This window comes from Gilvimarinus japonicus (assembly GCF_042847215.1).
GTDB lineage: Bacteria > Pseudomonadota > Gammaproteobacteria > Pseudomonadales > Cellvibrionaceae > Gilvimarinus > Gilvimarinus japonicus.
Genome location: NZ_AP031500.1, coordinates 4,046,506 through 4,059,203, shown reverse-complemented (window position 1 = coordinate 4,059,203; position 12,698 = coordinate 4,046,506). Strand labels below are relative to the sequence as shown.

Genomic DNA, 12,698 nt, shown 5'->3' with positions numbered 1-12,698 from the left:
ACTATGGTGTAGTAAGGTAATAATAAAGGGAGTGCCCTATGGCATTACGCATACTGGTGGTCGACGATGCCAGCTTTATCCGCGACATGGTAAAAAAACACCTGCGCGAACGTTTGCCGGGGGTCGAGGTTTTTGAGGCGCCCGATGGCAATCGGGCGCTGGCGCAACTGAAAGCGCAAAAAATGGATTTGATTTTATCCGATTGGGAAATGCCCAATATGAATGGTGAGCAGCTGCTGGCCAGCATCCGCAGCGATGAACGTTACCAAAGCACGCCGTTTGTGATGATCTCCAGCCGGGGCGATCGCACCCACGTCCTTAAAGCGGTACAGGCGGGTGTGTCTGATTACTTGAGCAAGCCGTTTACCCCGGATGAGCTGTTGGGCAAAGTGACCAAGCAGCTGAAAAAAATTAATAAGTTTCCCGCGCGCCCAGGCACCGGAGGCGAGCGCGCGGGAGCGGCGCGAGTCGCCAACGCCTCGGTGGATGTTTTAACCGCAGGGTTTGGCGGCGCCGCCAAAGAGGCGCCGGCCGCCCCCACCAAAGCGCCCAAATCGGTGCGGGATAAACTCAAGGCGCAGATGCGTTTTGATAGCAACAAAGCGCCAGTGGGCTGTGTTGTCCGCGAAATATCGCTGCAAGCGTTTAGCGCCTTAGTGGCGCGCGATGGATATTTACCGGCGTTGTTTGATCAAGTGGTGCTGGATGTGGGCAACGAGACGGAGCAAGTCCAGCTCAATGCCTATGTTCACTCTCTGCAGGCGGCCGAGTCGCGCCCCGATAGTCGCGCCGTAAAAGTGGTACTGCGCTTTGTCGATACCGAGGCAGACAAATTTGAATTGCTATCGCGGCTTATCGGATAGCGAGCTAAGGCGTTGTGTATGAAGAATGATCAGCCTGCCCCAGAGAGCCGCGTGTTATTAGAGCGCTGTATTGCTCTTGCCAGTGAGTCCGCCAGTAGCGGAGGCGGGCCCTTCTCGGCGATTGTGGTGAAAAATGGTGAGGTTATCGCCGAGGCCTGCAACAGCGTCACTCGCGATCGCGACCCCACGGCGCACGCCGAAGTGGCGGCGATTCGCAAAGCTTGCCAGGTTTTGGACGATCATCAGCTGACTGGTTGCACCATTTACGCCAGCTGCGAACCCTGCCCTATGTGTTTGGGTGCGATTTATTGGGCCCGCGCCGATAAGGTGGTGTTTGCCGCTAGCCGCGAGCAGGCCTCCGAGGCTGGGTTTGACGACTCGCTGGTGTATCGCGAGGTGCAAATTCCCGGTCCCGAGCGACAGATTCCTTTTTATCACTTAGCGATTTCCGACGCTGAGGCGCCCTTTCAGCAGTGGTTGGCATTCAGCGCGCGACACTCGTACTAATAAAAGTAGCTGCTAGTAGAAACTCGCCTGTAAAACCGCTCTACATCGGCAATTTTGCCGCTATCGTCTAAAAATCGTGTCCTTTCTTTGCGCCAGTGCGCTTAAGCTTTCGTGTCACAGCGGTGATACTGAAAGCTTGCCCCGGAAGCAATTCGATACTTTTACCCAGTGCCGTAGCCCATCGCATAGTGGGGTTGTGTCGGTCTGCGGTAGTCATAGCGGTTACTTACTATCGAAATAATGGTCAGTTCTGATATTTAGTATCGTTATTTATCTGTTTTAATGTTATCCGGTACCATTGCGGACCGCTATCACGCGAAAACAAAATAATACAACGAGAGCCGTTTGCGATTTACCAGCCTGGCAGAGCTGGGCCCGCAATCTGTGATGATCCACTTCCAACACAGAAGGTTTGCACCATGAAATCACAACAATTCCTGACTCGTTCCATCAAGGCTGGCCTACTGGGGGCCGGTGCACTGCTCGCTATCGGTGCGCAGCAAAGCTTTGCCCATGGTTATTCCGATTTTCCCAAGGCGCGCCAAGCTTATTGTGAAGAAGACGGCGGCTACTGGTCTCCATCCGATGGCTCGGGAATTCCCAATGCCGCCTGTCGGGCCGCCTTTTTAGAAGCAGGCACTTATCAGTTTGTGCAGGCGATTGAGTTTTCTAAAAACGTTGCCAACTACAACAGCCAGGCGGCGGTTGAGGCCGGCGTGCCAGATGGCAGCCTTTGCGCCGCGGGCGATTCGAGTAAATCGGGTATCGATGTGCCGCACCCCGATTGGCCCGCGCAAAACATCACCCTAAACAGCGCGGGCGAGTTTGAATATCGTTTTTACGCCTCAACCCCACACAACCCCAGTTTTTGGAAGTTTTACCTAAGTAAACCCGGTTTTGATCCGTCCACCGACACCCTCACTTGGGCCGATTTGGAATTGGTGGATGAAAAGTCCAACGTTAATGTGCAGACGATTAATGGCACGCGCTACTATGTGATGGATGTTAGTTTGCCGACTAATCGCTCGGGCAACGCCATTTTTTACACCCGCTGGCAGCGTGAGGATGTTGCCGGTGAAGGCTTCTACAACTGTAGCGATGTGGTATTGGGCGATGTCGAACCACCAACTTGGAGCAACGCCGGTAATTATGTGACTCAGGGCATTAACCCCAGCGCAGGCGATCAGATCTGGTTTCGGGTATTTGACAGTAACGGCAGTGAAGTGGTGTTTAATCAGTTTGCTATTTCCGCCAGCAACCAAGCGTTAAATACTTGGACCGCCGAGCTAGCCGCCGAGATTAACAACAGTGAAACGGCGGTACAGGTGGGGGTGCTTAATAATGGCACGGTCAGTTACAACAGCAACGACCTGTACGCCAACCGCGTGTATGTGCTAAACAGCAACTACACCTACCAAATGGATTTGGAAACCGCTAGCTCGTCCAGCTCGTCAACCAGCTCTAGCAGCTCATCGTCGGTTAGCTCGTCCAGTTCATCCAGTGCTGGGTTGTGCTCATCTACCCAAGTATGGGATGCCGCCAGTGTTTATAACAATGGCGATCTGGTGCAGTACAGCGGCGGTTTGTACGAGGCGCAATGGTGGACACAAAACCAAAGTCCCGCCGATAACTCCGGACAGTGGCAAGTGTGGAGCCAAGTCGGCGACTGTTAAATCGTTATGCAGTAATATAGCCCCACCCTTGGTGGGGCTTTTTAACCGCGTCTTAGCACCGCTACCTTCTTGCCTATCTCGCGCCCTGTCGGCGCAACGTAAACTATTGTATAAAGTGCCCGCCTCGGTATGCGTATGAGTACAATACGCACTCATCGAATATTTTGTGTACTTAAATAGTAGTGCCCCCCGATATGAAAACTCAGCTCGCTTGGATTCGACAGCGCGTGACGTGGCTGTCTATTGTGATTTTTACTGTGTTACTTGCGGCAATTGCCTATGGCGGGCAGCGGTATTTTAAGCCGAGTGCGCAGCCCGAATATATTTTGCACGACGTTAAAATAGGCACCATCGAAAATGTTGTCGCAGCCAGTGGTACCCTTGAGCCAAAAGAGTATGTCGAGGTGGGGGCGCAAGTCTCAGGGCAGTTAAAAATGCTCGCGGTAGATGTGGGGGATTTGGTTGCGGGCGGTGATTTACTCGCTGAGATTGACGCGACTGTGTTTGAAACTAAAGTCATGGGCGCCACCGCCAGCTTAGAAAACAAACGCGCACAGCTGGAAAAGCTCCACGCCGAAATTTATCTTGCTCAAGAGCGCGAGACGCGCAATATCGACTTGTTTAAACAAAACGCTATTAGTCGCGATACCCTGACCAGTAGTCAAACCGATGTGAAAACTATCAAAGCCAGCATCCGCGCCATGGAGGCGCAAATACGGGCCGATGAGGCTTCGTTGGAGGGCGACCGGGCAACCTTAAATTACGCGAAAATTTACGCACCTATGACCGGCACGGTGGTATCGATTGCGGTGCGCGAGGGGCAAACACTTAACGCCAATCAAAATGCTCCGCTGATAATGAAAATCGCCAACCTCGATGTGCTAACGCTGCGCGCCGAAGTATCTGAGGCCGATGTGACCCGGATATACCCGGGAATGGATGTGTATTTTGCGACCCTGGGTAACCCCGATGAGCGCTGGCACTCAACCGTGCGACAAGTATTACCTACCCCCGAGGTGGTTAACGACGTCGTGCTCTATCAAGTGCTGATTGATATTAAAAATCGCAAATCGCGCTTGATGGACTCGATGACGGCGCAAACGTTTTTTGTCGAGAGCCGCGCTGAAGATGTGGTGACCATTCCGGTGGGCGCAATTCGCGGTGGTAGGCGTGAGAGTAAAGTACTGAAACAAGTGGCACCGGATAAGTTTGTGCCGACACCGGTCGAAATAGGTGTGCGCACCCGCACTCAGGCTGAAGTGATCAGTGGGCTACAGGCCGGGGATGTAATTGTAGCGGGCAATCGCGATGCCAGTAAGGTCAACCCCCGTGGCGCAGGTGGGCCGGACATTCGAGGTGGACGTCGTGGCGGTTTCTGATCCGTTAATACAGCTCGATCATATTAGTCGCTCGTACAGCTTGGGCGAAATTACCGTCAATGCATTACGTGATGTGTCTTTGACGATTCAGCAAGGCGAGTTTGTTGCGATCATGGGGCAGTCCGGCTCGGGCAAGTCGACGCTTATGAATATTCTCGGTTGTCTCGATAAACCCAGTAGCGGTTGTTATCAAGTCGGCGGTGTAGACGTTGCCACACTGAGTAACGATGAGTTGTCGGCGCTAAGGCTGAGTACTTTTGGCTTTGTGTTTCAGCGTTACCAGCTGTTGGCCAACTACAACGCCTGGCAAAATGTTGCGATGCCGGGTATTTACCGTCAGTTACCGCGCAGTGAACGGCAACCCCATGCCATGCGGTTACTGGAACAGCTCGGCATGGCCGAGCGAGCCGAGCACAAGCCCAGCGAGCTATCGGGTGGTCAGCAACAGCGTGTCTCTATTGCGCGCGCTTTGGTCAATGGCGCTGAGGTTATTCTTGCCGATGAGCCCACCGGTGCGCTCGATAGCAATAGCGGTACACAAGTGCTTGAGTTGTTGCGCGAGCTTAACCAGCAAGGCGTAACGGTTATTCTAATTACCCACGATAAAGACATCGCGCAGCAAGCTAACCGGGTTATCTCATTAAAAGACGGTCAGGTTATAGACGACCATATCAGTGTGCCAAGCGCAGCGCCGCTTAAAAAGGACGGTGTTGAGGCTCGCCAGCGTGTCAAGGTCTTTCCCAATATTAGTGTGCTCGAATCGATCCGGATTGCGGCGGCATCGCTGCGCGTTAATTTGTTTCGTACCCTGTTGACCCTGCTAGGTATTATTATTGGTGTGGCATCGGTGGTGTTGATGATCGCCATTGGTGAGGGTGGTAAAGCAGATGTCTTGGGCCGCATTGAATCTATCGGTACCAATTTATTATCGGTGCGCCCCGGCGGGCCAAACCTGCGCCGAGGCAGTGGCGATATTGCCACTTTGACACTGGCCGATGCGCAGGCGATTGCCTTAATACCCGGAGTCGAGGCGGTAGCGCCCGAGCGCAATACCCGTGCGACTTTACGCTTTGGCAATAACGACTACTCCGGGCGTATTAAAGGCGCGACCCCTGCGTACTTTACCGTGCGTGACTGGGAGCTGTCGCAGGGTATATTTTTTACTGAAAAAGATGTGGAGCAGTTTGCCTCGGTCATGGTGATTGGCGCCACCATCAGAGATAACTTATTCACCGACAATGAAGACCCTATCGGCCGCTATGTTTTAGTGAATAGTACGCCCTATCAAGTGATCGGTATTTTGCAAGCCAAGGGCGCCGATCCGATGGGGGGGGATATGGACGACGAAGTTCTGATTCCCATTACCACGGCACGACTTAAATTTTTTGGCCGGGACTACCTAAGCAGTATCACCCTAAAGGCGTCATCGACAGACGAGGTGACGCGGCTTGAACAAGAGGTTCTAGATCTGTTGTTAGCTCGGCATAATAAAAATGATGTGATGGTTCGCTCGACTGAGTCGTTGGTCGAAGCCGTTACTGAGGCGCAAAATACTCTGACGCTGTTGTTGGGCTCAATTGCTGCTATCTCATTATTTGTGGGCGGTATTGGGGTAATGAACATTATGTTGGTGAATGTTTCGGAGCGTCGCCGCGAAATTGGCTTGCGCATTGCCACCGGCGCTAAGCCCGGTGATATCTTGCGGCAATTTAACATCGAGGCATTGGTGGTGTGTATTTGCGGTGGCACCTTGGGGGTTTTAGTCGGTTTTGGCGCGGCGCTTATTGTGCAGTACTTCTCGGTTAGTGTGGCATTTACTGCGATGCCCGCTCTGCTGGCATTTGCAACATCCATTATGGTCGGGCTGATTTTTGGTTATATTCCGGCCCGTAAGGCCGCATCCCTTAGCCCTATTACCGCGTTGGCGGAGGAGTAGCCCGATGCAAAAAACCTTACTGGCTTTAAGCTTCACGATTGCTGGCTGTGCCTATAACCCCAGCGTCGAGTTGCCAGAAACTCACACCTCTGAGGTGTATGGCCAAGCGCTATCACGGCAAAATATTAACGCCGATGACGCTCAAACATTAGGCCGTTGGGTACAGGTTTTTCCCGAAGAATTAGTAGATTTGCTACGCCGTCTGCGCGAGAACAACCTCGACCTTGACATGGCCCGTTTGCGTATCGAGCGGGCGCAGCAGTTACAGCGCGCTACCGCGGCCGATCAATGGCCGGGCTTAAATGCCTCGTTAAATAATCGCGATAACTACGATGAGTACGGAAAAACATCAGACAGTAATGGCTTAAATTTTAGCGCCAGTTACAGCGTCGATTTATGGGGCGAGCGCGCGGCCCGTATTGATCAGCGTGAGATACAGGTGCAGGCGCAACGCTGGCAAGAGCGCAGTTTGATGATATCCCTGCAGGCGCAGTTTATCCGCACCTATATTCAAACGTTAGCGCTAAATGAATTGCGCAACGTGGCCGAGCAAAACTTTGAGGCCAGCGTAAAGCTTCTAGAGCTTTTTGAACTGACCTTTGAAGCGGGCTCAGCGTCGGGTATTGAACTGCGTCAGCAAAAAAATGTGGTGTTCAATGCGCGCAGTAAGTTGGTTGATTTAGCGCAGAGCGTGGCGGTTAACGAACGCGCGCTGGCGTTATTGCTCGGCGATACCGATTTAACGGTAACCGATTTAAAAACCCTTTTTGCCGATTTGCAAGCTCCCGCGATCGCCGCCCTGCAGCCGGCCGAACTGTTAGAGCAACGACCGGATATTCAACTTGCACAGTTAGCCTTGCGCGAAGATCAAAGTTTGTTGCATCAGGCTCAAGTAGCACGCTGGCCAGATTTATCCCTAAGCGCCAGTTGGGGGCTGAGTGGGGTGCTGTCGGGCGGATCGGATTGGGCTGGCAGTTTAGGTGAGACGGTCTCGGTCTTATTGTTTGATGGCGGCCAAACGAAAGCGCAAATGCGCATCGCCGAGTTAGACGCCGATATCAATCGGGCGAATTACTTGTACACCGTAGCCGATGCTTACCGCGATGTGCTCGATCAACTGCAAGCGTATCAAGCTCGAGTACAGCAGCTGGATATCAGCGAGCAGAGATTTGACAACAGTCAGGCGCTGTACGATTTGTCTAAAGTCCGCTACGAATCTGGCGACACCGACTTTATTAATTTGTTACTGGCGCAACAAACTTGGTTTAGTGCCAATGAGTCCATCGTCACGGCCAAGCGCGATTATTTGTTAACACTGATTAATGTCTATGAGTCCATGGGCTCGGCACCGGCCTTAACGGCCGTCCCCCCTTCTGCTTGATGACAGCGGCTGCTTGAGTTTAGGCCGCTTGTGACGCAGTTCCGTTGTCGGCGCTGGCACTCCCCTTGCAACACTCCAAGTGAATAGGCCATTTAAGCGGTATTTGCCGCTGTTTGGCTTGTGTTGTTACAGAATTTTGTAGCACTTACAAACACACTGGAGAAAAACTATGCGACGGATAAAGACCGGATTACTAACCGTATTGATGACAGTTTTTGCGCTTACTGCATGCGCAAACAATGCCCCTGTACCTAGCACGTTACTTACCCAAGCTGAGGGCAATGTCGAGCAAGCACGCAGCTTAAACGCCGAAAAATATGCGCCACTGGCACTGCGTGACGCCAAACAGAACCTTGAGAAAGCACAGGCGGCGATCGCCAAAAAAGAGAACGCCAAAGCGCGCGAATGGTTAGAGAAGTCGGTAGCCGACTCCGAGTTGGCCATTGCTCAGTCGCACGCCAAAAAATCGGAAAAAGCGGCCGATCAGGTTGAGGAAAACCTGCGAGTGTTGGAGCAGGAAGTAAAAAACAACCAGAAGTAATCGACCGCTAACTCAGAGGATAGAATTATGTACGGTATAAAACATCACAAAAAGGCATTGTTAGGCACCACCTTGGCAGCGGTCTTGGCGACTGGCTGTGCTACCACACCGGAAGAGCCGGACGAGCGCTTGGTGCGCTTGCGTGCCGAGCTAGACAATGTATCAACCATTGACGAGGCCAATCGTTACGCACCGGTTAAATTGCGCGAGGCAGAAGAGTCGCTGGATAAACTGGAAATGTTATTGCGCTCGGATGCTAAGCCCGATGTTGTCAGCCATCAGGTCTATCTGGTTGACCGCAAAATTGACATAGCTGCGCAAAACGCCCGTATGCAGGCCTCGGACGAGATCGTTGAGCAAGCCGATGCCAAGCGCAGAAACTTGATTATTGCCGCGCGCACCTCAGAGGCCGAGAGCGCTACACGGCGTGCACAGGAAATGAACCAGCGCGCTAAAGAGGCCGCAGAGCGAGCCAATATGGCCGAGGAGCGCGCCTTGGCGGCGGAAGCTTACGCTCAGCAGATGGCCAGCCGGGCAAATAAGCTGGAGAATGATCTGCAGAATATTAGTACCGAGCAAACCGATCGCGGCTTAGTGCTAACACTGGGTAATATTTTATTTGAAGTGGATAAAGAGACGATTAAAACCGGCTCAGAGCGCACCTTGCAGCGTGTTGCGGACTTCTTGAATGAATACCCAGAGCGCAAAGTGATGATCGAAGGCTTTACCGACGATACCGGTGCCGACAGCTACAACCAAGGGTTATCCGAACGCCGCGCGGCGTCGGTAAAAAGCAACTTGGTGGGTAACGGTGTCGACAGTAGCCGAATTCGAACTCGCGGCTACGGCGAGACGCACCCGGTTGCCAGCAACGACTCGCAGGCGGGTCGACTGCAAAATCGCCGGGTAGAGATCATTATCGCCGATGAAGGCGAAGAAGTGAGTGATCGCGACTCGTAATACCGCTAAGCCTGTAGTAAGTGCGGCGCCGGCTTCGGTCGGCGCCCTGTTCTTGGGCAGATGACCTGCATCGTGCTCGTCTGCAAGGCAACTCCCCCGGTTGGCCTATCTAGTGAATCCTTACACCTGAATACTCTTGCTAATTTTATCTTCTCTAAGTGTGCAACTTTTGCTCATGCTGGCTGATATTTGCTCGAAAGCACGGGCTTGGAGCACATAACCTCGCCGTGTAAGCCTAAGCGCTATTTTGTGGCGCAATCCTTGCTCTGTCAGCGATCATCGTAAAACAGGCAAGGTGGCTCATGGGCAACGGTGGTGCAAAATTTAAGTTTCTTTCATTCTCCGGTAAGTTTCGGGTACTGCATTTAACTTGGTTAGCGTTTTTTGTCAGCTTTCTGGTGTGGTTTAACCACGCGCCGTTGCTGCTGGTTATTCAAGAGCAGTTGGCTCTCAACGATCAGCAAGTTAAAACCCTACTGATTCTTAATGTCGCCCTGACAATTCCCGCTCGTATCTTGGTGGGTATGTTGGTGGACTCCTACGGCCCACGCCTGATTTATTCGATTTTGCTGCTGATCACAGGCGGTTTGTGTTTTTTCTTTTCGCTCGCGACGAGTTTTGAAGCGCTGGCGTTAGCGCGCTTTTTACTGGGTTTTGCCGGTGCCGGTTTTGTCATTGGCATCCGCATGATCAGTGAGTGGTTTCCGGCGCGTCAGTTGGGGCTCGCCGAAGGTATTTATAAAGGTTTGGGTAACATTGGCTCGGCGATGGCGGCCGTTAGTTTGCCGGTGCTGGCGTTGTGGTTTGGTGGTGACGATGGTTGGCGCTACGCTACGGGTATTACCGGCATCATCGCTATTGTCTATGCCGGTATTTACTACATTGGCGTGCGCGATACGCCGGCGGGCTCTACTTACTTTAAGCCTAATAAATCCGGTGGGCTGGAGGTAACCAGTAAGCTGGATTTTGTTCTGTATCTTTTGATTAACATCCCTATGTATGGTGCATTGGCACTGCTGGCTTGGAAGGTTGAGCAGTTGGAGTTGATCTCATTTAATGTATTGCTGGGGATTTGGGCGGCATTGGTACTGCTGTATTTGTTTCAGTGTCGAAAAATTTACAGTGTTAACACCGATGTGTTTCAAGGCGCCGTTAACCGTTTACAGCGCTACAAATTTAAACAAGTGATGATTTTAAGTCTGGCCTATGCTGCGACTTTTGGCTCAGAGCTGGCGGTGGTGTCGATGTTACCGATGTTCTTTAAAACCACCTTTGCCGTGCCAGTGGCATTAGCGGGCGTGCTCGGCGCCTGTTTTGCCGCTGTCGATATGGCGTCTTGCCCATCGGGCGGTTGGATCAGCGACCGCTTTGGTCGTAAACGTTCGCTGGCAGTGTTGTTAGCTGGCGCGGCGCTGGGTTTTGCGTTGTTATCCACCATTACCTCCGAGTGGCCCATTGCCATTGCCGTGGCGGCGATGATGGGCAGCTCGTTCTTTTTAGGCTCGGCGGCGGGCTGTGTGTTTGCCATGGTACCGCTGATTCGTCGCAGTTTAACGGGGCAGATTGCCGGCATCGTGGGGGCCTACGGCAATATAGGTGCCGTGATGTTTTTAACGGTGTTTTCGTTTGTCGAAACCTCGACCTTTTTTATGGTGATTGGGGCGACGATTGCCGTGGCAGCGGCAGCGGCGATGCTCTTGGATGAACCGGCTGACACTATGATCGAAGTCTTACCCGATGGCACGGTGCAGAGTGTAGCGATGCATTAAACGCTTTTGGCCGGGAGATTCTCTTTGTGAGTTTTACCTGCCTTTGCGTTGTTTACACGCAAGACGGTTGCGAGCGTTTAACCGGCGCACGTGAGTAACGCGGTATGCTCGCTATGGCGCTTAATAATAAGCAATTTCCCCCTTGTTTTGTGATCTGTTCGCGACATTAGTGTACGCAATTTTGTTTTTACCCGATGTGGCATTGGCGTTGCTTTGTTACGAGTATGTGTGCGGTTTAACGTTTGCACAATTTTTAACAGCGTAATGATCCATTGGATCTAGGAGTTTGTTATGTTACGTATACGTCCTTTAGCGATTGCGGCATTTTGTTCGGCGCTTGCAGCTCATGCCAGTGCCGATACGGCGGCTATTACTATGTACAGCGTTGATGCTTCGGGCACGTCTCAAGCGTTGGGCGAGATTCATTTGGAGCAAAACCAATACGGGATTGTATTTAAACCTGATTTAGCGGGTTTAACGCCGGGTGTACACGGTTTTCATTTACATGCTAACGGTAGCTGCGATGCGGGTGAAGACGGTACCCCCGCCGGTGCCGCTGGCGGTCACTACGACCCGCGGGCGATGGACAAACACGAAGGCCCTTGGGGTGATGGCCACTTAGGTGATTTACCGGCACTGTACGTCTCGGCCAGTGGTGAAGTGCATAGCCCGGTGTTGGCGCCGCGCTTGGAGTTAAATGATCTGGACGAAAAAGCGTTAATGATTCACAGCGGCGGGGATAATTATTCTGATACACCAGAGAAGTTAGGCGGTGGTGGTAAGCGGGTCGCCTGTGGCGTTATCGATTAATTTTGTCATACCCAGCCGTTGCGGTGTGAAAGTACTGAGTAAGTAAAGAAGTACGACAGGAGCAGCAAAAAGAAAGATCCAAAAAAAGCAAAAGCAGTATGGGGCACCGGTTTTACCGGCGCCCCTTTTTTTACTCTTGGATTTCGGCGTTGTGATAAACCCGCTGTACGTCATCGGCGTCGTTGAGCATATCCAGTAGCTTTTCAAACATCTCTACATCGTCGCCCGAGATTTCGGTGATGGTTTGCGGCACAAATTGAATCTCGTCTACTTCAAAATCGAGTCCTTCGTAGGCCTCGGTGAGGGCGTTGCGCGCTTTGGCGTATTCGGTGTTGGGCGCAAACACGGTAATTTTGCCATCGGCCGATTCAATATCGGTAATGTCCACATCGGCCATCATCAGCACTTCCAGCACGGCTTCCTCGTCTTCGCCGGCAAACACAAAAATGGCGCTGTGATCGAACATATGGCTTACGGTGCCAGAGGTGCCCAGCTTACTTTTGGTTTTGTTAAAGCAGGTACGTACATCGCCGATGGTGCGGTTGGGGTTGTCGGTTAAGCAGTCGACAATGACCATCACATTGCCCGGGCCAAAACCTTCGTAGCGCGCGGGGGAAAAGTCTTCACCGGCGCCGCCTTTGGCTTTATCTAGCGCTTTTTCGATCACGTGGCTAGGCACCTGATCTTTTTTGGCGCGGTCGATTAAGCTGCGCAGTGCTAGGTTGCCTGCGGGCTCTACACCACCCTGTTTGGCGCAGACGTATATTTCACGGCCGTATTTGCTGTATACCTTAGCCTTGGCGTCCGAAGTTTTCGCCATGGATTCTTTGCGGTTTTGGAATGCTCTGCCCATTGCCTTATCTCTTGCTTGGCGCCCGC

11 protein-coding genes are annotated in these 12,698 nt (G+C 52.4%); 10 read left to right on the top strand and 1 reads right to left on the bottom strand.

Annotation, left to right across the window (positions count from 1 at the left end):
- The first annotated feature begins 38 nt into the window (after window positions 1–38).
- The 10 genes from ACGHAD_RS17255 to sodC all read left to right on the top strand — a co-directional run bounded on the left by ACGHAD_RS17255 (window position 39) and on the right by sodC (window position 11,819).
- Window positions 39–863 carry a response regulator gene (locus tag ACGHAD_RS17255; protein ID WP_382414450.1) on the top strand — a complete coding sequence of 275 codons (825 nt, stop codon included), beginning with the start codon at window positions 39–41 and terminating at the stop codon, window positions 861–863.
- An 18-nt stretch (window positions 864–881) separates the two neighbouring features.
- Complete coding sequence (locus ACGHAD_RS17250) at window positions 882–1,370, top strand: nucleoside deaminase (RefSeq protein ID WP_382414452.1); 489 nt, start codon at window positions 882–884, stop codon at window positions 1,368–1,370.
- 419 nt (window positions 1,371–1,789) lie between these two features.
- Window positions 1,790–3,043 carry a lytic polysaccharide monooxygenase gene (locus ACGHAD_RS17245; RefSeq protein WP_382414454.1) on the top strand — a complete coding sequence of 418 codons (1,254 nt, stop codon included), beginning with the start codon at window positions 1,790–1,792 and terminating at the stop codon, window positions 3,041–3,043.
- A gap of 194 nt (window positions 3,044–3,237) precedes the next feature.
- A complete protein-coding gene (locus tag ACGHAD_RS17240; RefSeq protein WP_382414456.1) occupies window positions 3,238–4,422 on the top strand; it encodes an efflux RND transporter periplasmic adaptor subunit in 1,185 nt (394 codons plus the stop codon).
- The gene (locus tag ACGHAD_RS17235; protein ID WP_382414458.1) at window positions 4,352–6,358 is read left to right on the top strand and encodes a MacB family efflux pump subunit; all 2,007 of its coding nucleotides are present in this window, start codon (window positions 4,352–4,354) and stop codon (window positions 6,356–6,358) included. Before ACGHAD_RS17240 ends, ACGHAD_RS17235 begins: the two co-directional genes overlap by 71 nt.
- 4 nt (window positions 6,359–6,362) lie before the next feature.
- A complete protein-coding gene (locus ACGHAD_RS17230) occupies window positions 6,363–7,739 on the top strand; it encodes a TolC family protein (protein WP_382414460.1) in 1,377 nt (458 codons plus the stop codon).
- Window positions 7,740–7,908: 169 nt separating this feature from the next.
- Entirely contained in the window at window positions 7,909–8,280 is a 372-nt protein-coding gene (locus tag ACGHAD_RS17225) for a DUF4398 domain-containing protein (RefSeq protein WP_339616834.1), read from the top strand.
- Window positions 8,281–8,307: 27 nt separating this feature from the next.
- Window positions 8,308–9,240 (top strand): OmpA family protein, encoded by a 933-nt coding sequence (locus tag ACGHAD_RS17220; protein WP_382414462.1) that lies wholly within the window; start codon window positions 8,308–8,310, stop codon window positions 9,238–9,240.
- A 302-nt stretch (window positions 9,241–9,542) separates the two neighbouring features.
- Window positions 9,543–11,009 carry an MFS transporter gene (locus tag ACGHAD_RS17215; protein ID WP_382414464.1) on the top strand — a complete coding sequence of 489 codons (1,467 nt, stop codon included), beginning with the start codon at window positions 9,543–9,545 and terminating at the stop codon, window positions 11,007–11,009.
- A 291-nt stretch (window positions 11,010–11,300) separates the two neighbouring features.
- Complete coding sequence (sodC, locus tag ACGHAD_RS17210; RefSeq protein ID WP_382414466.1) at window positions 11,301–11,819, top strand: superoxide dismutase [Cu-Zn] SodC; 519 nt, start codon at window positions 11,301–11,303, stop codon at window positions 11,817–11,819.
- A 130-nt stretch (window positions 11,820–11,949) separates the two neighbouring features.
- On the opposite strand, the gene ACGHAD_RS17205 is transcribed toward sodC, so the two are convergent.
- Complete coding sequence (locus ACGHAD_RS17205) at window positions 11,950–12,672, bottom strand: YebC/PmpR family DNA-binding transcriptional regulator (protein WP_339616830.1); 723 nt, start codon at window positions 12,670–12,672, stop codon at window positions 11,950–11,952.
- Window positions 12,673–12,698: the final 26 nt, after the last annotated feature.

What these genes read in the sequence shown, in the direction of transcription:
- ACGHAD_RS17245 (WP_382414454.1), top strand. Translation starts at nt 1,790, where the DNA reads ATGAAATCACAACAATTCCTGACTCGTTCCATCAAGGCTGGCCTACTG.
- ACGHAD_RS17215 (WP_382414464.1), top strand. Translation starts at nt 9,543, where the DNA reads ATGGGCAACGGTGGTGCAAAATTTAAGTTTCTTTCATTCTCCGGTAAG.
- ACGHAD_RS17235 (WP_382414458.1), top strand. Translation starts at nt 4,352, where the DNA reads ATGCCAGTAAGGTCAACCCCCGTGGCGCAGGTGGGCCGGACATTCGAG.
- ACGHAD_RS17240 (WP_382414456.1), top strand. Translation starts at nt 3,238, where the DNA reads ATGAAAACTCAGCTCGCTTGGATTCGACAGCGCGTGACGTGGCTGTCT.
- ACGHAD_RS17220 (WP_382414462.1), top strand. Translation starts at nt 8,308, where the DNA reads ATGTACGGTATAAAACATCACAAAAAGGCATTGTTAGGCACCACCTTG.
- ACGHAD_RS17255 (WP_382414450.1), top strand. Translation starts at nt 39, where the DNA reads ATGGCATTACGCATACTGGTGGTCGACGATGCCAGCTTTATCCGCGAC.
- ACGHAD_RS17205 (WP_339616830.1), bottom strand. Translation starts at nt 12,672, where the DNA reads ATGGGCAGAGCATTCCAAAACCGCAAAGAATCCATGGCGAAAACTTCG.
- ACGHAD_RS17230 (WP_382414460.1), top strand. Translation starts at nt 6,363, where the DNA reads ATGCAAAAAACCTTACTGGCTTTAAGCTTCACGATTGCTGGCTGTGCC.
- ACGHAD_RS17250 (WP_382414452.1), top strand. Translation starts at nt 882, where the DNA reads ATGAAGAATGATCAGCCTGCCCCAGAGAGCCGCGTGTTATTAGAGCGC.
- ACGHAD_RS17225 (WP_339616834.1), top strand. Translation starts at nt 7,909, where the DNA reads ATGCGACGGATAAAGACCGGATTACTAACCGTATTGATGACAGTTTTT.
- sodC (WP_382414466.1), top strand. Translation starts at nt 11,301, where the DNA reads ATGTTACGTATACGTCCTTTAGCGATTGCGGCATTTTGTTCGGCGCTT.